The following is a 25,692-nucleotide window of genomic DNA, read 5'->3' as shown; positions in this document are numbered from 1 at the left end:
GGATGCCGGCCTCTCGATAGGTTACCCAAGGGTAATGCCCGTCCCGATCAAGGAACCGCATGGAGTCTTCCCTCAACGCGGCCCGCCGCGCCCGCGATCTCCACGACGCCCGCGACGAGGTCGCCGACCTCCTCGTCGTGGGCCTGGGCGCCACCGGAGCGGGCGTGGCGCTCGACGCCGCCGCCCGCGGGTTGTCGGTGGTCGCGATCGACGCCCACGACCTGGCCTTCGGGACCTCTCGCTGGAGTTCCAAGCTCATCCACGGGGGGCTGCGCTACCTCGCGTCCGGCCAGATCGGGCTGGCCAGGGAGAGCGCCGCCGAACGCCACGTGCTGATCCGGCACACCGCGCCCCACCTGGTCAAGGCGCAGCCCTACCTGCTGCCGCTGACCCCGGCCGTGCCGGCGGCGACGGCCCGCAAGCTGATGACCGGCTACCGGCTCGGCGACGTGCTGCGGGCCGCGGCGGGCACGCCGCGGAAGCTGATCCCGGGCCCGGCGCGGCTGGGCGCGGCCGAGGCGCTCGACCTGGTCCCGGCGCTGGCCGCCGACGGGCTGCGGGGCGCGCTGCGGTCCTACGACGGCCGGGTGGTCGACGACGCGCGCCTCGTGGTCGCGCTGGCCCGAACGGCCGCCGGGCACGGCGCGCGGGTGCTGACCCGCTGCCGGGCCCTCGGCCTGGCCGGCGACGGCGCCGAGGTGCGCGACGAGCTGTCGGGTGACACGTTCACGATCAGGGCCGAAGCGGTCGTGAACGCCACGGGGGTGTGGGCGGGCGGGCTCGCCCCCGAGATCACGCTGCGGCCCTCGCGCGGCACCCACCTGGTGCTCCGGGAGGGGGTGCTGGGGCCGCTGCGGGCGGGGCTGCACGTGCCGATGCCGGGTGAGTCGAGCCGGTTCCTGCTGGTGCTGCCGCAGAGCGACGGCCACGTCCTGGTGGGGCTGACCGACGAGCCGGTCGAGGGGCCGGTGCCGGACGTGCCCGACGTGCCGGAGGGTGACGTGGAGTTCCTGCTGGCCACCCTCAACGGCGTGCTGGGCGTGCCGGTCACCCGTGACCAGGTCGCCGGCTCCTACGCCGGGCTGCGCCCGCTCCTCGACACCGGAACCGGCCGCACCGCCGACCTGTCGCGCCGCCACGCGGTGCTGAAGGGGAAGGACGGCGTCGTGACCGTCGTCGGCGGCAAGCTCACCACCTACCGCCGCATGGCCGAGGACGCGGTCGACGCCGCCTGCCCGCGGGCCCGGCGGAGCACGACCGCGCGGCTGCCGCTGGTCGGCGCCACGACGCGCGGGGTCAGGGCGCCGTGGCGGCTGATCGAGCGCTACGGCTCGGAGGCCGAGGACATCGCCGCCCTCATCGCCTCGAACCGGGCGCTCGGCGCGAAGGTGCTCCCGGGCGAGCCGACCACCTGGGCCGAGCTGGTCTGGGCGGTCCGCCACGAGGGCGCGCTCGACGAGGACGACCTGCTCGACCGCCGTACCAGGATCGGGCTGGTGCCGGAAGACCGCGAGGCGGCGCTCACGGTCGCGAGGCACGTTCTGTCACTTCAGCCCTGAGCGTTTGACACCATCGTCTAAGGTTAGGATTACCTAACCGAAGCTGATCACAAGGACGGATCGGGCACATGAGCAAGGGTTGCGACCACGCCGCGGGCCTGCACACCGGCGACGCGCCGGTGCTCGCCAGCGCCACGGTCGGCGCCCGCCGCTGGCTGCTCATCGAGCACAACGGCCCATGGGCCGCGTACCTGCCCGAATGCCGCCTGCCCGAGAGCGTGCTGGCCCTCATCGATCGCGCCACCGCCCTCGGCATCCGTTCGCAGCTGATCCGCCGTCCCGACCGCGAGACCACTCCGGGGCCGCGTGCGCTGCACGTTTTCGTCGGATCGTCCACCGGGAACGACCCCTGGCTGGCAGAGGCCTGGCTCGACCACCCTGACGATCTTGACCTGGGCGCACTTGTGGACGGAGCGCTTCCGGAGTCCTGCATACTTGTCAGTGAGCCGGTATTTCTGGTCTGCACGCACGCCAAGCGCAACGCGTGCTGCGCCCGCTTTGGTCTCCCGATCGCGAGATCACTATCCCGGAACCACCCCGGGAATGTGTGGGAAACCACACATGTCGGCGGCGATCGATACGCCGCCAACCTCGTGTGCTTGCCACACGGGCTTTACTACGGCAGCATGTCTGAGGCTGCCGCGATCGCGGCGGCACACGCCTACCGTGACGGCAAGATCGTTCTTGACCGTTTCCGGGGGCGCGCGGGTCTCCCTGAGCCATCGCAAGCCGCCGAGCATTTTGTCCGGTCACACACGGGCGAGCTCTCGGTCGGCGGAGTGGCCGTGGAATCCTCCCGGTCGGAAGGTGACTCCACCGTGTGCGTTGTGCAAACCAACGCGCGTGGTGGAACGTCCCGTTTTCGGGTAGTGGTCGAGCCTTCGGTGTTCGCGGCACCGTGCGGTCTCGCCTGCGCCGAAGAGATCACGACCTACAGGTTGGCCGAGCTCAAGCAGCTCACCCCGGCTTTGACCTGAGGCTTCGCAAGAAGCCGGGAACACCACGGACGCTCCTCGCGTTGCAAAAGAGGACACCATAAGCGTCCAATGCGGCACAAACACTGAAATACCTCTTCTCACCAAAGGTGGTTTCTCATGTCTCAGGTACGTCGGCAGCTCGCCCGCCCCCGCCCCAGTTGGGGTTGGCAGGATGATGCCGCGTGCCGGGGAGAGGACCTTGTGCTGTTCTTCGGCCCTGACGGGGAGCGCCAGCCTGAGCGCGACATCCGCGAGCGGAAGGCGAAGGCGATCTGCGCCGGTTGCCCGGTCCGCGCGGAGTGTCTTGACTACGCGCTTTCCCGCCCTGAGAAGTACGGCACCTGGGGTGGCCTGAACGAGGACGAGCGCGCCTCCGAGCGTCGCCGTCGGATGCGGCGCGCCGCGAGCGCCGGCATCAGCGCCGTCGCCTAGCACCACCCTCCCCGGCGAAGCGAGACACGGACGGCCCCAAGCCGTCCGCGGCTCGTGCGGTGAACCTGCCTTAGGCATTCGCCAGATCTCCCTAGTTGTGACCCGCTGGGATGTTCCGCACACCGATGCGGCGGCGGAACACCCAGTAGGTCCACGACTGGTACACCAGCATCAGCGGCAGGAACACGACCGCGGCCCACGTCATGATCTGCACGATCTTCGAGGTGGACGCGGCGTTTTCTATGTTCAGACCGTTCTCCGAACCGGCCGTCGACGGCAGCGCCTCGGGATGGAGCGCCGCGAACAGGCCGATCACGGCCGACCCGAGGAACGCCCAGCCCTCCCGGCCGAAGAAGTCGGCCACCATCCCCGCGCCGGCGATCGACCCTTCCGCCGCCTCTGCCCAGGTCAGGAAGGCGACGACCAGAACCGCCGCGACCACCCCCCTTTTCTCCGCCGCGCCCTTCGCCTTCCGGCGGATCCTCCCCCGCGTTTTCAGCGCCGGGAATACCACGCCGTGCGTGACGAAAAGGGCCGGCGTCGTCAATCCGCCGAGTAGGGCGAACGGGTTCAGCGGATCCCAGAACGTGCCGGCGAATTCGCGATTCTCATCCAGGGCGATTCCGCGCACGATGGTGCCGAACACCACGCCCCACAGAAAAGCGGGCACCAGCGAACCCCAGAAAAGGCAGCGGTCCCCGTTGCGCCACCACCGCCTGCCGTGGCGTTTGCCCCGGTATGCGAAGGCCACTCCGCGCACGACCAGCGCCGGCCGGATCGGCAGCAGCGGGAGGGTCCGGACCCGAGCCGTCTCCAGGAGGGCGACCGGGAAGTGGGAGAGGGTGGTGACGGCGAACTGCCACCGAGCCGGGTCCACGACGTCCACCCCGTCACCTTAAGTGACCATTGATCACACGGAGCGGAGGCACGCCCGGGTTTCGTCGTCGGTGAGCTGCTCGAACCGTTCGTACCAGCCTCCGACGGAACCGAACGCCTCGGGCGCCATGACCACGACGACTTCGTCGGCCTCGCTTTCGAGCGATCTGACCGCTGCGGCGGCGCCGACCGGCACGGCCAGGGTGAGGCGGCGCGGGCGCTTCGCCCGCACCGCCCGCAGGGCCGCGCGGGCCGTGCCGCCGGTGGCCAGGCCGTCGTCGACCACGATCACGTCGCGGCCGCGCAGGTCGGGGGGTGGACGGCCCTCACGGTAGACGCCGACCCGGCGGGCCAGCTCGGCGCGTTCGGCCGCCACGACGTCGGCCAGGTCGTGCTCGTCGTAGCCGGTCCGGCGCAACATCGTGTGGTCGAAGACCGGTTCGCCGCCCTCGGCGATGGCGCCCAGGCCCAGCTCGGGCTGGAGGGGGTGGCCGAGTTTGCGGGTCACCAGGACGTCGAGCGGCACGCCGAGCGCCTGGGCGACCACGGCGCCGACGGCCACCCCGCCGCGCGGCAGGGCGAGCACGATGTCGGCGGGCGTGCCCGCCAGCGCCTCCGCGAGGAGCGCGCCGGCGGTCGCCCGGTCCGGAAAGCTGTGCACCTTTCCGGTCCTACCCACCCGGTCAGGGACGGTTACGGCCCCTCATGCCCTTGTGGATGATTTTCCACTTCCGGGTCTCCTCGGCCTGGAGCCGGGCGTCGCTGCGCCGCGCCATCCAGGCCGCCTCCCGCTGGAGCTTGCGCCAGCTCTCCAGCCGCCGTTCGGGCAGTTCGCCGCTCTCCAGCGCCGCCAGCACCGCGCAGCCCGGCTCCGACTCGTGGGAGCAGTCGCCGAAACGGCACTGTTCGGCCAGGTCCTCGATCTCGGAGAAGACCCGGTCGACGCCGTCGGACATGTCGTACAGGCCGACCCGCCGGATGCCCGGGGTGTCGATGACGATGCCGCCGCCCGGCAGCGGGATCAGCTCCCGGTGGACGGTGGTGTGCCGGCCCCGGCCGTCGCCGGCCCGGACCTGCTGGGTCTCCATGACCTCGCCGCCCGCCAGAGCGTTGACGAGGCTCGACTTGCCCGCGCCGGAGGCGCCCAGGATCACGGCGGTCCGGGAACCCATCAGGTAGGAGCGGACGACGTCCACCCCGTCGCCGGTGAACGACGAGACGGCGTGCACGTCGACGCCCGGCGCGGCGGCCCTGACGTCGTTCAGGAGGTCGTCGAGGCCCTGCTCGAAGAGGTCGGCCTTGGTGACGACGACGACGGGCGTGCCGCCGCTCTCCCAGGCCAGCGCCGTCAGCCGCTCGATGCGGCCGAGGTCGGCGAAGTCGGTTGCGTGCATGGCCGGTTCGGCCACGAACACGATGTCGACGTTGGCGGCCAGCACCTGGCCCTGCCCGTCGCCCGACAGGCCCCCGCGCGAGTCGCGGGACACCCCGCCCCGGACGAACGCGGTCGCCCTGGGCAGCACCTCGTCGAGCTCGTACCGGCCCTCGGCGAGCAGCCGCAGCGCCACCCAGTCGCCCACGCACGGGAGCCTGGTCGGGTCGGCGGCGGACTCACGGCGCACCCGGGCGCCGTAGTGGGCCTGGATCTGGCCCTGTTCGGTGATGACCTCGGCGGCCCCGCGGTGCACGCGGGAGACCCGGCCCGGGATGGTGTCCGCGGGAAGCGGGCGCGTGTCGTCCCAGCCGAGGAGAGAAAGATCGAAAACCAGCGGGTTGAAGAACACTGGGGTGGAACCCTTCAGGATGAAACAGGCCCCGCGTCGGTCAGCGGGCGGCCCGGAGGTGGATGGACGGCAGGCTCAGGAGAAAGACCCGCATGTGTCGCCACCTCCCTGAAGGAAAAGGACCGGCTCGTTCCGGCCACGCAGAACCATAGGACAGCCGCGAAGGACCCCGCAACGCATTTACGTCGCCCGCCCCGCCCCCGACTTGCGCGTCCCCTGCCCGCCCGCGCCACGCCGCGCGCCACGCCTCGACCTGCCCGCCCCCTGCCCGCCGCAGCCTTGTGGCCGCCTTCTCCCCGTCCGCTCTTCCGCCTTCACCGCTCCAACGCCCCCGCTTCCGTTCCGTGCCGCCCAAAGCTCGCGCCCTTGCCCGCCCCCGCCACGCCTCGACCTGCCCGCCCCCTGCCCGCCGCAGCCCTGTGGCCGCCCTTCTCCCCATCCGCTCTTCCGCCTTCACCGCTCCAACGCCCCCGCTTCCGTTCCGTGCCGCCCCGAAGCTCGCGCCACTGCCTCGCCCCGGATGCGGGGCCGACATGCGAAAGCCCCGGTCCCACATCTGAGTGGGCCGGGGCTTTCGTTTCGGTGGGACTAGCTCAGGCCGGGGGCCGGGAAGTGGGTGGTCAGTTCGCGGACCTCGGCGTGGACGCGCACGATCGTGTGCTTGGCCTCGTCTTCGCCCTTGGCCAGGGCGCTGACGACCTGGTCGATCCAGGCGCCGATCTGGCGCATCTCGGCGACGCCCATGCCCCGGCTGGTGACGCCGGCGGTGCCGATGCGGATGCCCGACGGGTCGAACGGCTTGCGGGTGTCGAACGGCACGGAGTTGTAGTTGGTCTCCAGGCCGGCCTTGTCGAGCGCCTGGGCGGCCGGCTTGCCGCCGACGCCCTTGGGCGTGAGGTCCATCAGGATCAGGTGGTTGTCGGTGCCGCCCGAGACGAGGTCGAAGCCCCGGCCGAGCAGTTCCTCGGCGAGGGCCCGGCTGTTGACGACGACCTGGCGCGCGTAGTCCTTGAAGTCGTCGGTCGCGGCCTCGCGCAGCGCCACGGCGATGGCGGCGGTGGTGTGGTTGTGGGGGCCGCCCTGCAGACCCGGGAAGACGGCCTTGTTGAGCGCGGTGGCGTGCTCGTCGGAGGTCGCCATGAGCATCGCGCCGCGCGGGCCGCGCAGGGTCTTGTGGGTGGTGGTGGAGATCACGTCGGCGTGGCCGACCGGCGAGGGGTGGGCGCCGCCGGCGACCAGGCCCGCGATGTGGGCGATGTCGGCGGCCAGGACCGCGCCGACCTCCTTGGCGATCTCGGCGAAGGCCGGGAAGTCGATCGTGCGGGGGATGGCGGTGCCGCCGCAGAAGATCAGCTTGGGGCGTTCCTTGAGGGCGATCTCACGGACCTCGTCCATGTCGACCATGCCGGTGTCGCGGCGCACGCCGTAGCGGACCGGGTTGAACCACTTGCCGGTCGCGCTGACCGACCAGCCGTGGGTGAGGTGGCCGCCGAACGGCAGGCCCATGCCCATGACGGTGTCGCCGGGCTGCACGAACGCCAGGTAGACCGCCAGGTTGGCGGGCGAGCCCGAGTAGGGCTGGACGTTGGCGTGGTTGACGCCGAACAGCGACTTGGCCCGCTCGATCGCCAGGGTCTCGATCTGGTCGATGACCTGCTGGCCCTCGTAGTAGCGCTTGCCGGGGTAGCCCTCGGAGTACTTGTTGGTGAGGACGGTGCCGGTGGCCTGGAGGACCGCCTTGGAGACGTAGTTCTCCGAGGCGATGAGCTTGATGGTGTCGGTCTGGCGGCGTTCTTCGGCCGTGATCAGTTCGGCGATCTCTGGGTCGACGGCGTTGAGCGTTTTCTCAGACATTGAGCGCCTTCCTCGGAACTCGACGACTGCGTCGACCCAGGCGCACGGCCGACGCGGTTTCCGCTCCCCGGTGGTGACCCACCTCATAGCGCCAGTAGCGAGAACCCCACCTTATCGGCTGTCAGTGCTGCCGGGTGTTACCCGCCAGCGGCCACAGGCGGTCGACTTCGGCGTTGAGGGTGGCCCCGATGAGCACCGCGAGGGCGGTGATGTAGAGCCAGAGCAGCACCGCGATCGGCGCGGCCAGCGAGCCGTAGATCGACAGCGGGTCGAACCAGGCGGCCAGCACCTCGCGCAGCACGGCCGCGCAGATGATCCAGATCACCAGGGCCAGCAGCGCGCCGGGCACCTCGCGCCACCATCTCGTCCGCATCGGCACGCTCACGTGGTAGAGCAGCGTGAGCATGAGCACCGAGCCGGCCACCACGACGGGCCAGTAGAAGATCGAGATGAGCGGTTCGTAGTCGGGCAGGGCGGTGGCCAGCAGGGTCGGTCCGACCACCAGGATCGGCATGACGACCAGGCCGATCAGCAGGGCCGCGAGGTAGAGGCCGAAGCTGAAGATCCGGGTGCGGATGATGCCGCGGGTCTCGCCCATGCCGTAGGCGATCGAGATCAGGTCGACGTACACGAACAGGGCCCGGGACCCCGACCACAACGAGAGCAGGAAGCCGACCGAGATCAGCGAGACCTCGCCGCCGTTGAAGACGTTGTCGATCAGCGGCTCGACCACACGCTGGACGGCGTCGGGGGTGAACAGCAGGTCGGCGTGCTCGATCACCGAGGCCTTGATCTCGGTGATGGTCGACGGGCCCAGCAGGCTGGAGAGGTGACCGAGGACACCCAGGAGCCCGAGCACGAACGGCGGCAGCGACAGCAGGGCGAAGAACGCCGCCTCCCCGGCAAGACCGGTGACCCGGTAGTTGACCCCGGCCATCGTCGTGGCCTTGACCAGCGCCCAGAAGCCGCTGCCGGCCAGTCGCTCCATCCCCACGCGGGCGCGCGCCATGCCGGCGCGGGAGTGATGCCCGAACCAGTGTCGGCGGGACCGGCGCCGGGGCGCGTTCGCTGAGGTCATCGGCGTTAACATTACGTGTCTCGCGAAGGGGTCCACACTGTGGACGCAAACTTGGACATCAAGTACCCGCAAGGTATTGTTACGGACATGCCAGTGGACCCGATGCTCGTCGTGCGCCGTCACGTCGACCTTCAGCGCGTCCGCAGCGCCATCTGTATCGACGCCCGTTGATCGCCGCCCCTTCTTTCTGTTAAGGGCGCGTGACAGGCGTCTTTTTTCATGCCCCCGCACTCAGCGCCGAGGCGGGAGGGGAAGCCTGGAAGCGCGCGACCACCACTGGAAAGGTCCCGCATGAGCACCCCGGCCCGCCCGGCGAACCGCCACCACAAGCGCCCTCGCGGCGAAGGTCAGTGGGCTCTCGGCTATCGCGAGCCCCTGAACAAGAACGAGGAGAACAAGAAGAACGACGACGGGCTCAACGTCCGTCAGCGGATCATCGACATCTACTCCAAGCGCGGCTTCGACTCGATCGACCCCGCCGACCTGCGCGGACGTATGCGCTGGTACGGCCTCTACACGCAGCGCAAGCCCGGGATCGACGGCGGCAAGACCGCGATCCTGGAGCCCGAGGAGCTCGACGACCGCTACTTCATGCTCCGCATCCGCATCGACGGCGGCCAGCTCGACCTGGAGCAGCTCCGGGTGATCGCGGGCATCTCCAACGACTTCGGCCGGGGCACCGCCGACATCACCGACCGGCAGAACGTGCAGCTCCACTGGGTCGAGATCGAGTCGGTCCCGGAGATCTGGGAGCGTCTTGAGGCGGTCGGCCTGTCCACGACCGAGGCCTGCGGCGACACCCCGCGCGTGATCCTGGGCTGCCCCCTGGCGGGCGTCGACGCCGACGAGGTCATCGACGGCCGTGAGCAGATCCGCGAGGTGTACGACCGGTTCATCGGCGACAAGGCGTTCTCGAACCTGCCCCGCAAGTTCAAGTCGGCCATCAGCGGCTGCGCCGCCCACTGCACCGTCCACGAGATCAACGACGTGGCGTTCGTGGGCGTGGTCAACGAGGCCGGCGAGGCCGGGTTCGACGTCTGGGTGGGCGGCGGCCTGTCGACCAACCCGATGATCGGCAAGCGGCTCGGCGCGTTCGTCCGGCCCGACCAGGTGGGCGACGTCTACGGCGGCGTCATCGGCATCTTCCGCGACTACGGCTACCGGCGGCTGCGCCACCGGGCCCGCATCAAGTTCCTGGTGAACGACTGGGGCGCGGAGAAGTTCCGGCAGGTCCTCCAGGACGAATACCTGGGCTACGCGCTGCCCGACGGCCCCGCCCCCGCGCTGGCCGACGGCACCCGCCGCGACCATGTGGGCGTGCGCCGCCAGCGCGACGGGAAGTTCTACGTCGGCTTCGCGCCGAAGGTCGGGCGGGTCGACGGCGACACCCTCGCCAGGATCGCCGACCTGGCCGAGGCCCACGGGTCGAACCGGGTCGCGATGACGGTCGAGCAGAAGATGGTCATCCTCGACGTGCCGGAGGACCGGGTCGAGTCGCTGGTCGACGGGCTCGACGCGATCGGCCTGAAGGTGCGCCCCTCGACGTTCCGGCGGCAGACGATGGCCTGCACCGGCATCGAGTACTGCAAGCTCGCGATCGTCGAGACCAAGGCGACCGCGACGACGCTGATCCACGAGCTGGAGAACCGCCTCCCCGATTTCGAGCACCCCCTCACGATCAACGTGAACGGCTGCCCGAACTCGTGCGCCCGCATCCAGGTGGCCGACATCGGCCTCAAGGGCCAGCTCGTCGTCAACGAGAAGGGCGAGCAGGTCGAGGGCTTCCAGATCCACCTGGGCGGCTCCCTGGGCGCGACTCCGGGCTTCGGCCGCAAGGTCCGCGGCCTGAAGACCACCGCCGAAGACCTGCCCGACTACGTCGAGCGCGTCGCCTCCAACTACGCCAAGCAGCGCAGCGACGACGAGTCCTTCGCCGCCTGGGTGCAACGAGCCGACGAGGCGGACCTGAAGTGATGAGTGAACGGGCTGCTCCGTACTACTGCCCGTACTGCGGTGAAGAAGATCTTGAGCCGTACGTCTCCGAAGAGGAGCCGTACGGATGGTACTGCCGGAGCTGCGCCCGGGCCTTCCGGGTGAAGTTCCTGGGGATAGGCGTTCGATCGTGACCCCCCGTGAGGAGAGCGTGATGACCCTGGTGGACATCGAGGTTGAGCTAGAGCGCCGGCGCGGCGTGCTCGACCTCCAGAGCATCGTCGAGTCGGCGGCCGAGTTCCTTGAGGACGCCCCCGCCCGAGAGATCATCCGCTGGGCGGCGGCGACCTTCGGCGACCGAATGTGTCTCACCTCCTCGATGTCCGACGCGCTGCTGATCGACCTGGTGAGCCGGGTCAAGCCGGGCGTCGACGTGCTGTTCATCGACACCGGCTACCACTTCGCCGAGACGATCGGCACCCGCGACGCGGTCGAGGCCGTCTACGACGTCAACCTGATCAACATCACCCCGTCGCGGACCGTCGCCGAGCAGGACCGCGACCTCGGTCCGCGCCTGCACGGCCGCAACCCCGACCTGTGCTGCTTCCTGCGCAAGGTCGAGCCGCTGAACCGGGCGCTGGAGCCCTACCTGGCGTGGATCTCCGGCATCCGCCGCGACGAGTCGCCGACCCGGACCGGCACGAAGGTCGTCGAGTGGGACGCCAAGCGCCAGATGGTCAAGGTCAACCCGATCGCGCGGTGGACCCAGGAGGACGTCGACAACTACATCGCCGACAACGGCGTGCTGATCAACCCGCTCCACTACGACAACTACCCCTCGATCGGCTGCGCCCCCTGCACCCGCAGGGTCGCCGACGGCGAAGACGCGCGGTCGGGCCGCTGGGCCGGACTGGGCAAGATCGAGTGCGGTATCCACCTTTGACGTCTCTGGTGGCCGTGGCGCACGGGTCCCGCGACCCGCGCGCCGCCGCCGTGGCCGAGGCCCTGCTCCATCGGGTACGCCTGGCGCGTCCCGGCCTGGACGTCCGGGTCAGCTATCTCGACCACGTGAGACCCGCGCTGACCGAGGCCCTGGCCCCGCTCGCCGAGGCGGTCGTGGTGCCGCTGCTGCTGACGGCGGCCTACCACAGCAAGGTCGACATCCCGGGCGCGCTGGCCGGGATCGGCGCCCGGGTCGAGGTCAGCCCCACGCTGGGCCCCGACCCGCTGCTGACGGCCGCCCTGGAACGCCGCCTGGCCGAGGCCGGGACCGCCGTCGGCGACCCGGGCACGGCCGTGGTGCTGGTCTCGGCCGGGTCGAGCGACCCGACCGCCAACACGACGGTCCGCAGGATCGCCCGCGACTGGGCGCGTGCCCGGCCGTGGTGGGCGGTCACGACGGCGTTCGCCAGCGCCTCGCGCCCCCGTCCGGCGGAGGCGGTGGCGATGCTCCGCGCGGCCGGGGCGCCCCGGGTGGTGGTCGCGCCCTACCTGCTGGCGCCCGGCTTCTTCGCCGACAAGGTGGCCCGCGAGGCCCTGGCGGCCGGCGCCGACCTGGTGGCCGACAGCCTCGGACCGGCGCCGGAGCTGGTCCGGATCGTGCTCGACCGCTACGACGCGGCCGCGGCGGCGGCCGGGCGGCTGGAGTGCCTGCGCGCCTGACTCAGTCGATGTCGCAGCGGACCGGCTGGAGCGTCTCGCGGCCCGAACCCGCCCGGTCGACCACGAGAGGCTGCGCGCAGGTCGTGGGCGGGACGAACAGGCCGGGGTAGCGGTAGACGTGGATCGTGGCGAACATCTTCTCGTCACGGGCCTGCTCGGCGCGGTCCTCGATCTCGGCGGCGGTGAGCGTGCCGGGGTCCTCGGTGTAGGGGAAGACGCGGGTCTGCACCCTGACCATGCCCTCGTTCCAGGCCGGCCGGTCGGGGTCGGCGTGGTCGTCCCAGCGCAACTCGGTGATCGGTCCGCAGGGCGCCTGGGTGACCAGTTCGCCGCCGACCCACAACCCGGCGTAGGCCTGGGTGCCGGTGCAGTGGACGAAGATCTCCACGGGCCCCTCACCCGCCGGGTAGAACACGTCCTCCAGCTGGCCGGGCGACTGCGCCGAGTCCTCGTCCATCAGGTAGACGACCTGCGCGGTCGGGGTGGGCGCAGCCGGCTGGGCCAGGGTGTGGTCGGTCGCGGGGAGCGCGCCCGAAAGCACGACGAACCCTCCCGCCGCGACGGCGGTCGCCAGCGCCGCCGCGCCCAGCGCGGTCCGGCGCCGCCGGATGCGCCCGGCTCGCCGGTCGATCTCCGTCAGGGAGATTCTGTGTACGGGCGCCTCGCGGGTGTCGTCCTCGAAGAGCTCACGGATCATCGCCTGCTCCAGTCCATGGCGGGGTCGACGCGCAGTTTCGCCAGGGCGCGACTTGCCTGGCTCCGGACGGTGACCTCCGAGCAGCCGAGGATCGCGGCGATCCCGGCGTCGGACAGGTCCTCGAAGTAGCGCAGCACCAGCACCGCCCGCATCTTCGGCGGCAGCGTGGCCAGCGCGGCCCGCAGCACGTCGCGGTCGTCGAGGGTCTCCTCGATGCCGGGGTCGGTCAGGTCGGGCAGCTCACCCGTGGCCACCTCGCGCCGCCACATGCGGCGCCACCAGGAGTTGTGGGTGTTGACGAGGATGCGGTAGACGTACGCGTCGGGGTTGTCGCCGACCCGTCGCCAGGCGAGCCAGGCCTTGGCCAGGGCGGTCTGCGTCAGGTCCTCGGCCGTGGCCCAGTCGCGGCACAGCAGGTAGGCCATGCGCAGCAACCGGGCCGACCGCTGCTCGACGTACCGCTCGAAGTCGGCCCGGTCGCGCATGTCGGGGTCCTCACCGTCGGAGAAATCATGTCACCGACGATGACGCGACGGCAGCGCCGATCCGTTGCACCGGATCTCAGCGGTCTCTGTGCTTCCAGGCCCTCTTGGACTCGTGGACGGCCTCGCGGATCGACTCGTTGACCATCCGGTTGGTCTCCCGGATCGAGTCGTTGACCGCCTGGTTGACGGCCCGGTGCACGGAGCCGTGGCCGAGGCCGCGGCGGTGGAGCCACCACTCGGTCCAGGCCAGGGCGTTGCGCCGGATGGGCGCGGCGTGGGAGTCGCCGAGGATCTTGATGTCGCCCATGACGACGTAGCCGCGCACGCGGACGATCGGGGCGTGCTGGCCGACCGGCGCCTCGACCACCTTGACCTTCTTGTCGCCCATGATCGTCACACCGCTGAGCTGCACGTCGACGCCGTCGGGGACGATGATCTTGATGTCGCCCATCACGCAGGTCGCCACGATGTCGATCTCGTTGGAGCGCACCTCGGCCTCGCGCAGGTCGATGGTCACGTCGCCCATGACGGCCACCGCGCCGATCTCGTTGTCGACGCGCCACTTGCCCTTGCGCTTGGTGTCGCCCATCACGGCGACGAACCACTGCCGGGCCTTGCCCGGCGGCTTGGCGGGGGCGTAGGAGGGGGCGGCGGCGCCGCCGGGGAGGTCGGCCGTCAGCTGGGCCAGCTCGCCCTGCGTCTGGGCCAGGTAGGCGGCCTCGGTGCGGTCGGTCAGTTCGGCGAGCGTCAGCCGGCCTTCGGTGGAGGCGACCCGCAGGCGCTCGACGACGGCCTCGCGCTCGCTGTCGGACGCGCGCATGCCGGCTGGTTCGGTCATGGCTAAGAATCTAACGCTCCGGGAGCTCCCGCTCGATCCTCCCTGGGGACGATTCCTACCTCACCCTGGCCCTCATCCTCCTGGCCACGAAGACCACCACGGCGACGGCGCAGACCACGATCACCCCGTTCGTGAACCAGCCGGAGTAGCGCTGGACGATCTCCCAGTTCTCCCCGAGGGCATAGCCCGCCAGCACGAATATGGAGTTCCAGATGAGGCTGCCCAGCGCGGTGAGCACGGTGAACGTGCCGATCGGCATGCGCTCGACCCCGGCCGGGATGGAGATGAGGCTGCGGAAGACCGGGACCATCCGGCCGAAGAAGACGGTCTTGCGCCCGTGGCGGGCGAACCAGGCCTCGGTCCTCTCGACGTCGTCGGCCGTGACGAACGGGACTCTGCCCAGCAGGGCGACGGTGCGGTTCCGGCCGAGGAGGGCGCCCAGGCCGTACAGGACCAGAGCCCCCGCCACCGATCCGGCCGTGGTCCAGGCGATGGCGGCGACCAGGCTCATGTTCCCCTGACTGGCGGTGAATCCGGCCAGCGGCAGGATGAGCTCGCTGGGGATCGGCGGCGCCAGGTTCTCGATCGCGGTGGCCAGGCCCGCGCCGGGCGCGCCCAGGGTCTCCATCAGACCGACGACCCAGCCGGCGATTCCGTCAAGTTTCTCCATGGCGATCACGCTAGGGAGATCCGTTCGCCCGATTGAGCCGGAAAGCCACCGTTTCGACCGGGGGACAGCCCCATCCCGCCAGCCCCCATTCTGGACATATCACCATAAAGTACCCTGGAGAGGTGACGATCAGTGAGCTGATGCTCGCCGTGGCGCACGACGACCTGGAGCGCGCCCGCGCGGCCCTGCGGCACGGGCCCGACCTGAACCGCGGCCGGGGCACCCTGCCGCTCTACCGCGCGGCCCAGAAGGGCAACGCCGCCATGGTGACGCTGCTGCTCGAACACGGCGCCGACCCGAACCAGGCCTCCCACGGCGAGGAGGAGGGCCTGCCCCTGTGCGCCGCGGCCTGCTGGAACCACGAGGAGGCGCTCCGCGCCCTGCTGGAGGGCGGCGCCGACCCCGACCTGATCGAGTGCGACGAGTGGACCCCGCTGATGTGGGCCGCCACCCTCGGCCATCTGGAGACCGCCGACCTGCTGCTCGACTTCGGCGCCGACCCCGACCTGTGCTCCCCCCTGATCGCCGCCGCCCGGTTCGGGGCCTACGGAGTGGTCTGGAGCCTCCTGGAACACGGCGCCACCCCCCTGTACGAGGCCCTGGAGGTCGCCCGCACCCTCGCCGCCCGGGACCTGGCCGAACTGGCCGAGGGGTGCGACCCCCCGGCCGAGGTGTCACTCGCGGCCGACGGCACGACCGTGGTGTGCACGCCCTCCTCCGAGGGCCGGGAGGTCTCACAGCGCGGCCACGCCGCCATCGCGACCCTCCTGGAGGACGCCCTCGGCGAGCGCCCCCCGGTCGAGGAGCTGATGCGGCGCGCGGTGCCCTACCGCGACGTGGACGAGGACGGGGAGACCTGGTGGGCGGCCGTGCACGCCATCCAGCGCCGCGCCGACGACGAGACCTTCGCCTCGGCGGTCGCCCTGGTCGAACGGGACGACCCGATGGAGCGCGACTTCGGCGTGGACGTCCTGTCGCAGTTCGGCTTCACCGCCGGCGCCCGCCCCTACCTCGACCGGACCCTGCCCGTCCTGCGCGACCTGGCCGAACGGGAGGAGGACCCCCGGGTGATCGACTCGATCCTGCGTGCCCTCGGGCAGCAGGGCGACCCCCGGGCGCTGCCCGACGTGCTGGCCCTGATCGAGCGGCCGGGACGGGTGCACACGATGCGCGACCCGGTCGCGTTGTCGGCGGTGCTGCCCGGCGAGGACAAGGACGGCCTGGCCACGCTGATCACGCTGTCGCGCGACCCTTCGGCCGACGTGCGCGACTACGCGACGTTCGGCCTGGCGGCCCTCGACGCGGACAACGACGACCTCCGCGCGGCCCTGCTCGACCGGCTGACCGACCCCGACCTGGTCACGGCGGCCGAGGCGACCCGCGGGCTGGCGATCCGGGGAGACGACCGGGCGGTGCGGGGGGTGCACCGGGTGTTGTCGGAGAGCGCCGACCCCTACGCGCGCGACCTGGCGCTGCAGGCGGCGGGCACACTCGGCCTGGACCTGTAGCTCACGGCCCGGACAACACCGGGGCCGCCGCCCTCAGGTCGGCCGCCAGGGCCGGGTCGCCCTCGGCCTCCCATTCGTGGCCGGCTCCCCGGCCGCCGAGCACGAAGCAGTACTCGGCCGCGTCGGCGCGGATGGACAGGGCGACCTCCTGGCCCTCGTACCCGGCGGCGCGTTTCGTGGGGAGCAGGGGGATGTGCCAGTCCCCTCCCCCGTCGCCGGTCAGCGTCAGGCGGACGGACCGGTCGCCCGCGTCGAGACCGCTCAGCAGCGCCGTCATCGGCAGGAGCCGGGCGCACAGGTCGGCCATCGGGCGGAGTTCGGCCGCCGTCGGCCTCGGCAGGTTCAGGCCCTCGGACACGGCGGTGTCGTGGGTGTGGATCCAGGTCTCCAGCGCGCGGCCGAGGATCTGGTCGCCGACGGGCAGGCGGAGGCCGCCGGCGGTGATCACCCGGGCGGGGTCCGCGCCCGCCAGGGCATGGCAGAGGGCGTCGGCCTGGTCGCGCCACGACCGGCGGGTCTCCAGCAGGGAGCGGGAGCGTTCGTGGGCGTGCAGGGCGGCGGTCCGGGCCATGGCCTCGTCGTCGGTGATCGGGGGGCCGTGGACGGGGGCGCCGACGGCCGCCGCGACCAGGCCGTCCTTGGCCGTCAGATGGCCCAGCAACTCTTGGAGGTGCCAGCCTTCGACGATCTCCACGTCCCACGCGGTCGCCGAGGCGAAGACGGCGTCCATGGCGGCGACCCGGCCGGCGTAGGGACGGGCCCAGGAGACGCAGTCCGCGGCCGGACGGCGGCGGGCGGCGGCCGTGGCGAGCAGGCGGGCCCGGCCGCCCGGGGGCGGGGCGACGGGGGCCTCGTCGAGCAGGTCGAGGTAGAGGCGGTCGAGGCTCACGGCGCCTCCTCGTTCAGCGTCTCGGCCAGGCGGCGCAGGGCCAGCCTGATGCGGGACTTGGCGGTGCCCTCCGGTACGCCGATCTCCACCGCCACCTCGCGGTAGGTGCGGCCCCCGTAGTAGGCCAGCTCGATCACCTGGCGCAGCGACTCGGGCAATCCCACGACGGCCTCCCTGACCCGTTCGACCTCGTCGGCGGCGACGACGCCCTCTTCGAGGTCGTGGGGGCGTTCGAACAGGCGGGGCGCGAGCGCGCCGACGCGGCGGCGCTCCTCCGACCTGACGTGGTCGACCGAGCGGCGGTGGGCGACGGTCGCCAGGAAGGTGCGCAGGCTGCCCCGGGACGGGTCGAAGCCCAGCGGACGCTCCCAGAAGGTGGCGAAGACCTCCTGGGTGATGTCCTCGGCGGCGACCCGGTCCCGGGTCACCTTGAGCGCCAGACCGTAGAGGAGGGCGGAGAAGCGGTCGTACAGCTCCCCCAGCGCCGACTCGTCGCCGCTCACGACCCGGCGGTGGAACAGGTGGTCGTCCACGGCGGCTCCCCACTCGTCGACCCGAGCATCGCATTATTCGCCTGGGATGGTCAGATGGATGACATGAGCCATGAAGTGATGAACCAGGTGCCGCCGCTGTCCGGTCACGACGTGGCGGCCGACCCGGCGCTGGCGGCGGCGCTGGCCCGGGAGGGCGCCGACTGGGCCGAGGGCGAGTTGCGGCAGCTCGGCACGCTGGCGGGCACCGCGAAGGCGCAGGAGTGGGGGCGGCTGGCCAACGAGCACGAGCCGGTCCTGCGGACGCACGACCGCTACGGCCACCGGATCGACGAGGTCGAGTTCCACCCGGCGTGGCACGAGCTGATGACCGTCGCCGTGGAGCACGGCCTGCACGCCGCGCCCTGGACGCAGGCCCGGCCGGGCGCCCACGTCGCGCGGGCGGCCAAGTTCTACGTGTGGTCGCAGGTCGAGGCGGGGCACGGGTGCCCGATCTCGATGACATACGCCTCGGTGGCGGCGCTGCGGCACGCCCCGGCGCTCGCGGCCGAGTGGGAGCCGGCGCTCGCCTCCCGCACCTATGACCCCGGCCTGCGTCCCCTGGCCGACAAGCGCGGGGTGCTCGCCGGGATGGCCATGACCGAGAAGCAGGGCGGGAGCGACGTCCGGGCCAACGCGACGACCGCCGAGCCGCTCGGCGACGGGACCTATGCCCTGAACGGCCACAAGTGGTTCAACTCCGCGCCCATGTGCGACGTGTTCCTGGTGCTGGCCCAGGCGCCGGGCGGGCTCTCCTGCTTCCTGCTCCCCCGGGTGCTCCCCGACGGGACCCGCAACGCCGTCCGGCTCATGCGGCTGAAGGACAAGCTCGGCAACCGGTCGAACGCCTCGGCCGAGGTCGAGTACGAGAACGCGGTCGCCTGGCTGGTCGGCGAGGAGGGGCGCGGCGTCCGGACGATCATCGAGATGGTCAACATGACCCGGCTCGACTGCGTGATCGGGTCGGCGGCGGGCATGCGGCTGGGGCTGACCCAGGCCGTCCACCACACCCGGCACCGCAGGGCCTTCGGCAGAGCGCTCTTCGACCAGCCGCTCATGCGGAACGTGCTGGCCGACTTGGCCCTGGAGTCCGAGGCGGCGACGGTGCTGATGATGCGCCTCGCCGGGGCCACCGACCGGGCCGTCACCGGTCAGGCGCAGGAGGGGCTGTTCCGGCGGGTGGCGCTGGCGGCCGGGAAGTACTGGGTCTGCAAGCGCGCCGCCGGGCACGCCGCCGAGGCGCTCGAATGCCTGGGCGGCAACGGCTACGTCGAGGAGTCGGGCCTGCCGCGGCTGTTCCGCGAGTCGCCGCTGAACGGCATCTGGGAGGGCTCGGGCAACGTCGCCGCGCTCGACCTGATGCGGGCGCTCACCCGCGAACCCGAGGCGGCGGAGGCCTACTTCACCGAGGTCGAGCTCGCCACCGACCCGCGGATCTCCGAGTCGGTGAGCCGGGTGCGCAAGACGCTCGCCCACGCCACCGAGGCCGACGCGCGGCGGCTCGCCGAAGAGATGGCGCTGGTGCTGCAGGCCTCGCTGCTGATCAGGTTCGCCCCGGCGAGCGTGTCCGACGCGTTCTGCGCCTCCCGCCTCGGCGGCGGCTCGGGCCGCGCCTACGGCGCCCTGGGGCCGGGCCCGGACCTCGACGGCATCCTGGCCCGGATCTGAGTCACCGGACCGCTACCGGCCGGAAACACGGAGGAAACGGCCCGGCGCTCTCATGAAGGGGACTCACCGGAGGGTGAGGCGCACCTAGGGTTCCGCTCTTCGTGAGGCCTGGTCCGAGAGGTGCAGGCGGCCGAAAGGCCGTTCCACGGCGGGGGAAAAGCCCGGGAGACAGTCACAACGGCTGCCTCTCCACCTGAGGCTTTTCCCCGAAAAGGAGTGCCCGTGGGACACCTCCACAACAACTACGGCCCCGAGGCCCGGTCGGCCGTGGAGCGCGAGGCCGCGCTGCCCACGACCATGCACCAGCGCGAGATCGCACGCGGCCTGGAACTCGGGCTGCCGGGCGCCGACTCGATCGTCGACCGGACCATCCCCACCTTCTCCCGCGGCGAGCTGCCGCACTTCGCCGGGATCAACACCTTCCTCAAGGCCCCGTACGTCGAGGACGTGCGCACCTGCGGCGACTACGACGTGGCGGTGATCGGCGCGCCCTTCGACGGCGGCACCACCTACCGGTCGGGGACCCGGTTCGGCCCCCAGGGCATCCGCAAGATCAGCGCCCTCTACGGCCCCTACAGCTTCGAGCTGGGCGTCGACCTGCGCGAGTCGATCACCATCTGCGACCTGGGCGACATCTTCACCATCCCGGCCAACATCGAGAAGACCTTCGACCAGATCAGCAAGGGCGTCTCCCACGTCTACGCGTCGGGGGCGTTCCCGGTCGTGCTGGGCGGGGACCACTCGATCGGCTACCCGACCGTCCGGGCGGTGGCCGAGCACCACACGGGGAACGTCGGGATCATCCACTTCGACCGCCACGTCGACACCCAGGAGACCGACCTCGACGAGCGCATGCACACCACACCCTGGTTCCACGCCACCGATCTGCCGAACGTGCCGCCGAAGAACCTCGTCCAGATCGGGATCGGCGGCTGGCAGGCGCCGAGGCCGGGTGTGAAGGTCGGCCGCGAGCGCGGCACCACGATCATGACCGTCACCGACTGCGTGGAGATGGGCATCGAGGCGGCGGCCGAGCGGGCCCTGGAGGTGGCCTGGGACGGGGCCGAGGCCGTGTGGTTGTCGTTCGACGTCGACTGCCTGGACGCCGCGTTCGTGCCCGGCACCGGCTGGCCCGAGCCGGGCGGCTTCCTGCCGCGTGAGGTGCTGAAGTTCATCCAGCTCATCGCCGACGCCCGGCCGCTGGCCGGCATCGAGGTGGTCGAGTGCGCGCCGCCCTACGACAACGCCGAGATCACCTCCCTCATCGCCACCCGCGTGATCTGCGACACCCTCGGGTGCCTGGTCCGCGCGGGTCACCTCCCCAAGAAGAAGGGAGCGGCGTGATGTTCCGTCGCGTGCTCTTGGTCCTGTTGCTCTGTACGGCCTGCGCCGCCGCCCCGGCCGGAGGACCGGCCACCCCGGCGGCCGCGCCCATCACCCTCGGCTTCAGCGCCTGGCCCGGCTGGTTCCCCTGGCAGGTGGCCCAGGAGCAGGGCCTGTTCGAGAAGAACGGGGTGACGGTCGAGCTGAAGTACTTCGACAGCTACACCGACTCCCTGAACGCCCTGGCGACCGGGACGATCGACGCCAACAGCCAGACCCTCAACGACACGCTGGCCTCGGTGGCGGGCGGCGCGCAGCAGAGCATCGTCCTGGTCAACGACAACTCGACCGGCAACGACCAGATCATCGCCGCCCCCGGCATAAAGACCCTGGCCGACCTCAAGGGCAGGACGGTCGCCGCCGAGCAGGGCACGGTCGACCACTACCTGCTGCTGCTCGCCCTGGAGAAGGCCGGCCTGTCGGAGGCCGACGTGAAGTTCACCCCGATGCTCACCGACGCCGCCGCCGCGGCCTTCGTCGCGGGCCAGGTCGACGCGGTCGGCGCGTTCGCGCCCTTCACCTCGACGGCGCTGGAGCGCGAGGGCAGCACGGCCATCGCGACCTCGGCCGACTTCCCCGGCGCGATCCCCGACCACCTGGTGGTCACCCGCGACCTGCTGTCGCGCGACGAGAAGGCGGTCCAGGCCCTGGTGAACACGTGGTTCGACACGATCGAGTGGATCGGGGCCAACCGCGCGAAGGCCGTGGAGATCATGGCCAAGCGGGGCGGGGTGACGCCGGCGGAGTACGAGACGTACGACAAGGGCACCACGATCTTCACCCTTGACCAGAACCGGACCGCCTTCACCGGCGCGCTCGACCAGCAGGCCAAGCGCATCTCCGACTTCCTGGTCTCGACCGAACTCGTCGACGCGGCCCCGCCGCTCGAGGGCCTGTTCATATCCAAATTCGTGGAGGCCGTCCAGCCATGACCCTCGCCAACCGCCACCGCGTCCGCGTGACCTCGTCCGGGACGACCGCCCGCACCCGCGGTGAAGCCCCCGAGGCCGACCGGAACCACGGCACGACCACCCTCGCGGGCCGGGACCGCAGCCGGTTGACCACCCCGGCCGAGGCTCCGGCCGTCGTCCACGAGTTCGCCGACGCCCTGCCCGCAGGCCCGGTCGCCAACGCGGCCCGCCGGGTGGTCGTGGCCGTGACCGACGGGTCGTGGCAGGTCGAGCCGTCGGGCGGGGTGAACGATGGCTGACCCGACGACGGGACGGAGCGGCCGTGGGAGCGCACCCGCCGCCCAGCCGCCGTGGAGCACGAGGCGGCCCCTCTCGGCGGGAGGTCGGTCATGGTGAGCGTGGAGTCGCCTCCGGTCGAGCGGGCCGCCGCTCCCGCCCCCCGTGTGAAGCTGCTCAAGACCGAGGTCTCGCGCCGGACCGCCTGGATCCTGCGGGTCGCCTCGGTCGCGGTGCCGTTCGCGATCTGGTGGGCGGTCAGCGGCTCCGGGATCGTGCCCGACCGGTTCCTGCCCGCGCCGCCGCAGGTCTGGGCCGCGTTCACCGACATGGTCGCCAGCGGCGACCTGCAGAACGACCTCCTGGCCAGCCTCGGCCGGATCGGGGCCGGGTTCGGGCTGGCGATCCTGATCTCCGTCCCGCTGGGGTTCCTGATGGGCACGGTCGGCTGGGCGCAGCCGCTGTTCGAGCCGATCATCGGGATCCTGCGCTACCTGCCGGCCTCGGCGTTCATCCCGTTGCTGATCATCTGGCTGGGCATCGGGGAGACGTCCAAGATCGCGCTGCTGGTGCTGGGCGTGGTGTTCTTCAACACGCTCATGACCGCCGACGTCGTCCGGCAGGTCCCGCGGAGGCTGCTCGACGTCTCGGCCACGCTCGGCGCCGGGCGGGCGCGCGTCGCCGCGCGGGTGGTGTTTCCCCACTCGCTCCCCGGCATCCTGGACGCCCTCCGCGTCAACGCCGCCGTGGCCTACAACCTCGTCGTCGTGGCCGAGCTGATCGCGGCGACCTCCGGCCTGGGCTACCGGATCACCCGGGCCCAGCGGTTCCTCCAGACCGACAAGATCTTCGCCATCCTCATCGTCATCGGCCTCATCGGCCTGACCATCGACGTCACGCTCAGAGTCGTCCGGGCCCGGGTCGGCAGGTGGTCGGTGTGAGCCTGCGCTTCGAGGGCGTGTCCATGGCCTACACGCCCGGCACCCCCGTCCTGGAGGACATCGACCTGGAGATCCCGCCCGGCGAGTTCGTCACGATCGTCGGAGCCAGCGGCTCGGGCAAGTCGACCCTGTTGTCGCTGGTCGCGGGCCTGACCAGAGCCACGAAGGGCCGGATCGTCCTCGACGGCCGGACCGTCGAGGGGCCGGGCCCCGACCGGGGCATGGCCTTCCAGACGCCCAGCCTCTACCCGTGGCGCACGGTGGCGCGGAACGTCGCGTTCGCCCTGGAGACGCGGGGTTTCTCCCGCCAGGCCAGGCAGGAGCGCGTCGCCTGGCTGCTGGAGGAGGTCGGCCTCACCGAGCACGCCGCGAAACTGCCCGGCAGCCTGTCCGGCGGCCAGCAGCAGCGGGTCTCGATCGCGCGGGCGCTGGCCCGCTCCCCCAAGGTCCTGCTCCTCGACGAGCCGTTCGGGGCCCTGGACGTCCAGACGAAGGAGGACATGCAGCTGTTCATCCGCCAGGTCTGGCAGGATCTCGGCACCACGGTCGTCATGGTCACCCACGACGTCGAGGAGGCGGTGTTCCTGGGGCGGCGGGTGCTGGTGCTGGCCAGCGACCCCGGCCGGGTGGCCCGTGACCTGCGGGTCGAGCCGCTCGGCGACGGCCTGGAGGTGAAGCGCACCCCCGAGTTCCTGGCGGTCCGGGCGCAGGTCGAAGACCTGGTCCGGCGCGAACACCGTGCCCACCTGGCAGCCGCGCGCGCCTGAGGCGTTATGTTCGTCGGTGGCATCACCGTTATCGAAGGGATATCGCTATGGCGACCACTCGTACCGCGACGACCCAGTGGAAGGGCGCGCTCCTCGACGGCTCCGGCTCGGTGTCGCTGGACACGTCCGGCGTCGGCACGTTCGACGTCAGCTGGCCGTCGCGCGCCGAGGCGGCCAACGGTAAGACCAGCCCCGAAGAGCTCATCGCGGCCGCGCACTCCTCGTGCTTCTCGATGGCCCTCTCGCACGGCCTCGCCCAGGCGGGCACCCCGCCGCAGACGGTCGAGACCAAGGCCGACGTGACCTTCCAGCCCGGCCAGGGCATCACCGGCATCGTCCTGTCGGTCAAGGCCCAGGTCCCCGGCATCACCGCCGAGGAGTTCCAGGCCGCGGCCGAGAACGCCAAGGCCAACTGCCCGGTCAGCAAGGCCCTCACCGGCACCGAGATCACCCTGAACGCCGAGCTCCTCAGCTAGACCGTTCGAGAACGAAGGCCTCCCCCACCAGGCGGAGGCCTTTTTTCTTCCCGTTACGGCTCCGCCCACCCCGGCCCCGCCCGCCGTCTCCCCACCGCGCCGCACCCGGCGCCGCCCCCCGCTCCCACCGCGGACCGCGACGCCGGACTACTCAGGGCCAGAACCGGAACCGCAGGATCCGGCCTTCCCCCTCGTGCATCGCGAACTCCGGCCGGAGAGCCTCCCGCAGCGACCACCAGTCGACCCCGACGTTCCACTCGGCCCCGGCCCGGCCGAGATCGAACTCGTGGAAGAATTCGTCATCGACTTCCAGGGCGTAGGCCGCGACCCGATCTGCGGCGAAATGCACACGTCCGGTCCAGCTACGTCCTGAAGGGGCCCAGGATCCGCGGTCCAGTGTTCGTAACAGGCCGTCCGGATCTCTCGGCGATCTACCAGCGGCAGCTGGACGTCGACACTCTCATGCCGTCACCGTAACCTCGGGCCCAAGTCACACCCCGAGGTGCTGAGGCGTCACTGGATACCGGGCAGAACAGATCGTCAATTGCGAGGCTGCGCCGGCATCTGCAGCGGGACACCGAACCGGTTGAAGGCGTTCATCAGAGCCACCTGGACGACCAGCGCGCCGAGTTCCTCGTCGGTCATGAGGTCGCGGACGCCGGCCCAGACCTCGTCGCTGACGCCGTGCGGGGTCAGCGTCGTCGCGGCCTCGGTGTACTCGAGCGCCGCCCGCTCCGCCGGGGTGAACAGCGCCGATTCGCGCCACGCGGACAGCTGGATGATGCGGTTCAGCGATTCGCCCTGCTCCAGTGCCTCGTGGCTGTGCAGGTCGATGCAGTGCAGGCAGTGGTTGACCTGCGAGGTGCGCAGCTTGACCAGCTCGCGGATGGTCGGATCGAGGGGCGAGGTGAGAATGGCCTGGTCCGCGGCGTAGAGCGCCTTGGCGGCCTTGGGGGCGGCCGTCCGCAGGTCGAGGCGGGGCTTACCGGCGTGCACGTGGGTGGTCATGATTTCTCCTTCAGGCGTGGATATCGCGTTGTCGAGCCAGGCGGGCGCAGGCGGGGATCACGAGGAGTGCGCGGCTGAAAAGAACTGTGTCGCCCGCACGATGGTGAAAGGGGTGCCCGACTCGGCGACGAGCCTTTCCTGCGCGGCCTTGGCGTCCAGGTACCCCGGGTGCGAGAGCCGGTCTACACCGACGATCGACAACACCGCATGGTGTCGCGCCCCGGCTTCCCGCCCGGCGTCCAGCAGGGTGTGGGTCGAGGTGGGGAAGAAGTCGAGGATCGGCTCGGTTGCGAAGATCACTTTGTTGGTCACGTCGACGACCATGTCCGCGCCCTTCAGCGCGTCGGCGACGCCGCGGCCAGTGATCGTGTTCAGGCCGGTTCCCGGCGCGGCCGACACCACGTCGCGGCCGAGCCGCCGCAGCGACTCGACGACTTTCGACCCGATGAGTCCAGTTCCCCCGGCAACGACGATGCGCATGCCCCACCCCC

Annotated in this window: 30 protein-coding genes and 2 riboswitches; of the genes, 16 read left to right on the top strand and 14 right to left on the bottom strand. The window is 71.3% G+C overall.

The features are described 5' to 3' along the window. The first annotated feature begins 59 nt into the window (after nucleotides 1-59). The 3 genes from GT755_RS08385 to GT755_RS08375 all read left to right on the top strand — a co-directional run bounded on the left by GT755_RS08385 (nucleotide 60) and on the right by GT755_RS08375 (nucleotide 2,968). Nucleotides 60-1,559 carry a glycerol-3-phosphate dehydrogenase/oxidase gene (locus GT755_RS08385; protein WP_161479117.1) on the top strand — a complete coding sequence of 500 codons (1,500 nt, stop codon included), beginning with the start codon at nucleotides 60-62 and terminating at the stop codon, nucleotides 1,557-1,559. 68 nt (nucleotides 1,560-1,627) lie between these two features. Then, complete coding sequence (locus tag GT755_RS08380; RefSeq protein ID WP_161479116.1) at nucleotides 1,628-2,536, top strand: sucrase ferredoxin; 909 nt, start codon at nucleotides 1,628-1,630, stop codon at nucleotides 2,534-2,536. Between the two features lie 117 nt (nucleotides 2,537-2,653). Then, complete coding sequence (locus tag GT755_RS08375; RefSeq protein WP_081898622.1) at nucleotides 2,654-2,968, top strand: WhiB family transcriptional regulator; 315 nt, start codon at nucleotides 2,654-2,656, stop codon at nucleotides 2,966-2,968. A 91-nt stretch (nucleotides 2,969-3,059) separates the two neighbouring features. Here the strand turns inward: GT755_RS08375 and GT755_RS08370 are convergent, their stop codons facing one another. The 5 genes from GT755_RS08370 to GT755_RS08350 all read right to left on the bottom strand — a co-directional run bounded on the left by GT755_RS08370 (nucleotide 3,060) and on the right by GT755_RS08350 (nucleotide 8,560). Next, complete coding sequence (locus GT755_RS08370; protein ID WP_161479115.1) at nucleotides 3,060-3,854, bottom strand: cytochrome d ubiquinol oxidase subunit II; 795 nt, start codon at nucleotides 3,852-3,854, stop codon at nucleotides 3,060-3,062. Between the two features lie 24 nt (nucleotides 3,855-3,878). Then, entirely contained in the window at nucleotides 3,879-4,505 is a 627-nt protein-coding gene (locus tag GT755_RS08365; RefSeq protein WP_161479114.1) for a phosphoribosyltransferase, read from the bottom strand. 22 nt (nucleotides 4,506-4,527) lie between these two features. Then, nucleotides 4,528-5,628: a ribosome small subunit-dependent GTPase A gene (rsgA, locus tag GT755_RS08360; RefSeq protein WP_328794246.1), complete on the bottom strand. Its 1,101-nt coding sequence runs from the start codon at nucleotides 5,626-5,628 to the stop codon at nucleotides 4,528-4,530. A 588-nt stretch (nucleotides 5,629-6,216) separates the two neighbouring features. Further along, nucleotides 6,217-7,482, bottom strand: coding sequence for a serine hydroxymethyltransferase (glyA, locus tag GT755_RS08355; protein ID WP_161479113.1), 1,266 nt, complete (start codon nucleotides 7,480-7,482; stop codon nucleotides 6,217-6,219). 27 nt (nucleotides 7,483-7,509) lie between these two features. Further along, nucleotides 7,510-7,591: riboswitch (ZMP/ZTP riboswitch) on the bottom strand. Nucleotides 7,592-7,603: 12 nt separating this feature from the next. Continuing rightward, nucleotides 7,604-8,560 (bottom strand): YihY/virulence factor BrkB family protein, encoded by a 957-nt coding sequence (locus GT755_RS08350; protein ID WP_161479112.1) that lies wholly within the window; start codon nucleotides 8,558-8,560, stop codon nucleotides 7,604-7,606. 87 nt (nucleotides 8,561-8,647) lie between these two features. Between GT755_RS08350 and GT755_RS41535 the strand changes: the two genes are divergently transcribed. From GT755_RS41535 to GT755_RS08330, 5 genes are all read left to right on the top strand, one after another. Continuing rightward, nucleotides 8,648-8,731, top strand: coding sequence for a putative leader peptide (locus GT755_RS41535; protein WP_353051387.1), 84 nt, complete (start codon nucleotides 8,648-8,650; stop codon nucleotides 8,729-8,731). A gap of 120 nt (nucleotides 8,732-8,851) precedes the next feature. Next, complete coding sequence (locus GT755_RS08345) at nucleotides 8,852-10,534, top strand: nitrite/sulfite reductase (protein ID WP_161479111.1); 1,683 nt, start codon at nucleotides 8,852-8,854, stop codon at nucleotides 10,532-10,534. Continuing rightward, entirely contained in the window at nucleotides 10,534-10,686 is a 153-nt protein-coding gene (locus GT755_RS39300) for an Insertion element protein (protein WP_081898693.1), read from the top strand. The genes GT755_RS08345 and GT755_RS39300 overlap by 1 nt, the downstream gene beginning before the upstream one ends. Before the next feature lie 20 nt (nucleotides 10,687-10,706). Further along, complete coding sequence (locus tag GT755_RS08335) at nucleotides 10,707-11,435, top strand: phosphoadenylyl-sulfate reductase (RefSeq protein WP_062429332.1); 729 nt, start codon at nucleotides 10,707-10,709, stop codon at nucleotides 11,433-11,435. Beyond that, nucleotides 11,432-12,154 (top strand): sirohydrochlorin chelatase, encoded by a 723-nt coding sequence (locus GT755_RS08330; RefSeq protein ID WP_202609762.1) that lies wholly within the window; start codon nucleotides 11,432-11,434, stop codon nucleotides 12,152-12,154. The genes GT755_RS08335 and GT755_RS08330 overlap by 4 nt, the downstream gene beginning before the upstream one ends. Before the next feature lies 1 nt (nucleotide 12,155). On the opposite strand, the gene GT755_RS08325 is transcribed toward GT755_RS08330, so the two are convergent. The 4 genes from GT755_RS08325 to GT755_RS08310 all read right to left on the bottom strand — a co-directional run bounded on the left by GT755_RS08325 (nucleotide 12,156) and on the right by GT755_RS08310 (nucleotide 14,844). After that, nucleotides 12,156-12,851, bottom strand: coding sequence for a hypothetical protein (locus GT755_RS08325; RefSeq protein WP_161479110.1), 696 nt, complete (start codon nucleotides 12,849-12,851; stop codon nucleotides 12,156-12,158). After that, complete coding sequence (locus tag GT755_RS08320) at nucleotides 12,848-13,336, bottom strand: SigE family RNA polymerase sigma factor (RefSeq protein WP_161479109.1); 489 nt, start codon at nucleotides 13,334-13,336, stop codon at nucleotides 12,848-12,850. Before GT755_RS08320 ends, GT755_RS08325 begins: the two co-directional genes overlap by 4 nt. A gap of 76 nt (nucleotides 13,337-13,412) precedes the next feature. Continuing rightward, complete coding sequence (locus GT755_RS08315) at nucleotides 13,413-14,174, bottom strand: DUF1707 SHOCT-like domain-containing protein (RefSeq protein ID WP_161479108.1); 762 nt, start codon at nucleotides 14,172-14,174, stop codon at nucleotides 13,413-13,415. A gap of 55 nt (nucleotides 14,175-14,229) precedes the next feature. Further along, a complete protein-coding gene (locus tag GT755_RS08310) occupies nucleotides 14,230-14,844 on the bottom strand; it encodes a DedA family protein (protein WP_161479107.1) in 615 nt (204 codons plus the stop codon). Between the two features lie 122 nt (nucleotides 14,845-14,966). Between GT755_RS08310 and GT755_RS08305 the strand changes: the two genes are divergently transcribed. Then, entirely contained in the window at nucleotides 14,967-16,352 is a 1,386-nt protein-coding gene (locus GT755_RS08305; protein WP_161479106.1) for an ankyrin repeat domain-containing protein, read from the top strand. Between the two features lies 1 nt (nucleotide 16,353). Here GT755_RS08305 and GT755_RS08300 read toward each other — a convergent pair whose 3' ends face one another. Next, entirely contained in the window at nucleotides 16,354-17,241 is an 888-nt protein-coding gene (locus GT755_RS08300) for a maleylpyruvate isomerase N-terminal domain-containing protein (RefSeq protein ID WP_161479105.1), read from the bottom strand. After that, nucleotides 17,238-17,774, bottom strand: coding sequence for a sigma-70 family RNA polymerase sigma factor (locus GT755_RS08295; protein WP_161479104.1), 537 nt, complete (start codon nucleotides 17,772-17,774; stop codon nucleotides 17,238-17,240). Before GT755_RS08295 ends, GT755_RS08300 begins: the two co-directional genes overlap by 4 nt. A 63-nt stretch (nucleotides 17,775-17,837) precedes the next feature. Between GT755_RS08295 and GT755_RS08290 the strand changes: the two genes are divergently transcribed. The 7 genes from GT755_RS08290 to GT755_RS08260 all read left to right on the top strand — a co-directional run bounded on the left by GT755_RS08290 (nucleotide 17,838) and on the right by GT755_RS08260 (nucleotide 24,193). Beyond that, on the top strand, nucleotides 17,838-19,439 hold the full coding sequence (locus tag GT755_RS08290) for an isovaleryl-CoA dehydrogenase (protein ID WP_161479103.1): 1,602 nt from the start codon (nucleotides 17,838-17,840) through the stop codon (nucleotides 19,437-19,439). 73 nt (nucleotides 19,440-19,512) lie between these two features. Beyond that, nucleotides 19,513-19,609, top strand: a riboswitch (guanidine-I (ykkC/yxkD leader). 52 nt (nucleotides 19,610-19,661) lie between these two features. Continuing rightward, the gene (locus GT755_RS08285) at nucleotides 19,662-20,783 is read left to right on the top strand and encodes an agmatinase family protein (protein ID WP_051760438.1); all 1,122 of its coding nucleotides are present in this window, start codon (nucleotides 19,662-19,664) and stop codon (nucleotides 20,781-20,783) included. A gap of 11 nt (nucleotides 20,784-20,794) precedes the next feature. Then, the gene (locus GT755_RS08280) at nucleotides 20,795-21,754 is read left to right on the top strand and encodes an ABC transporter substrate-binding protein (RefSeq protein WP_202609761.1); all 960 of its coding nucleotides are present in this window, start codon (nucleotides 20,795-20,797) and stop codon (nucleotides 21,752-21,754) included. Further along, a complete protein-coding gene (locus GT755_RS08275) occupies nucleotides 21,751-22,032 on the top strand; it encodes a hypothetical protein (protein WP_161479101.1) in 282 nt (93 codons plus the stop codon). Before GT755_RS08280 ends, GT755_RS08275 begins: the two co-directional genes overlap by 4 nt. A gap of 90 nt (nucleotides 22,033-22,122) precedes the next feature. Continuing rightward, the gene (locus tag GT755_RS08270; RefSeq protein ID WP_161479100.1) at nucleotides 22,123-22,950 is read left to right on the top strand and encodes an ABC transporter permease; all 828 of its coding nucleotides are present in this window, start codon (nucleotides 22,123-22,125) and stop codon (nucleotides 22,948-22,950) included. After that, complete coding sequence (locus tag GT755_RS08265; RefSeq protein WP_202609760.1) at nucleotides 22,947-23,717, top strand: ABC transporter ATP-binding protein; 771 nt, start codon at nucleotides 22,947-22,949, stop codon at nucleotides 23,715-23,717. The genes GT755_RS08270 and GT755_RS08265 overlap by 4 nt, the downstream gene beginning before the upstream one ends. Before the next feature lie 47 nt (nucleotides 23,718-23,764). Beyond that, on the top strand, nucleotides 23,765-24,193 hold the full coding sequence (locus GT755_RS08260) for an OsmC family protein (RefSeq protein WP_030454323.1): 429 nt from the start codon (nucleotides 23,765-23,767) through the stop codon (nucleotides 24,191-24,193). A gap of 151 nt (nucleotides 24,194-24,344) precedes the next feature. Here the strand turns inward: GT755_RS08260 and GT755_RS08255 are convergent, their stop codons facing one another. The 3 genes from GT755_RS08255 to GT755_RS08245 all read right to left on the bottom strand — a co-directional run bounded on the left by GT755_RS08255 (nucleotide 24,345) and on the right by GT755_RS08245 (nucleotide 25,681). After that, nucleotides 24,345-24,542 carry a hypothetical protein gene (locus GT755_RS08255; protein ID WP_161479099.1) on the bottom strand — a complete coding sequence of 66 codons (198 nt, stop codon included), beginning with the start codon at nucleotides 24,540-24,542 and terminating at the stop codon, nucleotides 24,345-24,347. Nucleotides 24,543-24,733: 191 nt separating this feature from the next. After that, complete coding sequence (locus GT755_RS08250) at nucleotides 24,734-25,201, bottom strand: carboxymuconolactone decarboxylase family protein (RefSeq protein WP_161479098.1); 468 nt, start codon at nucleotides 25,199-25,201, stop codon at nucleotides 24,734-24,736. A gap of 57 nt (nucleotides 25,202-25,258) precedes the next feature. Beyond that, the gene (locus tag GT755_RS08245) at nucleotides 25,259-25,681 is read right to left on the bottom strand and encodes an SDR family oxidoreductase (protein ID WP_161479097.1); all 423 of its coding nucleotides are present in this window, start codon (nucleotides 25,679-25,681) and stop codon (nucleotides 25,259-25,261) included. Between the last annotated feature and the right edge of the window lie 11 nt (nucleotides 25,682-25,692).

Source organism: Herbidospora solisilvae (assembly GCF_009901565.1).
GTDB classification, from domain to species: Bacteria; Actinomycetota; Actinomycetes; order Streptosporangiales; family Streptosporangiaceae; genus Herbidospora; species Herbidospora solisilvae.
The sequence above is the reverse complement of the archived record's forward strand: the minus strand, read 5'-3'. Positions and strand labels throughout refer to the sequence as shown.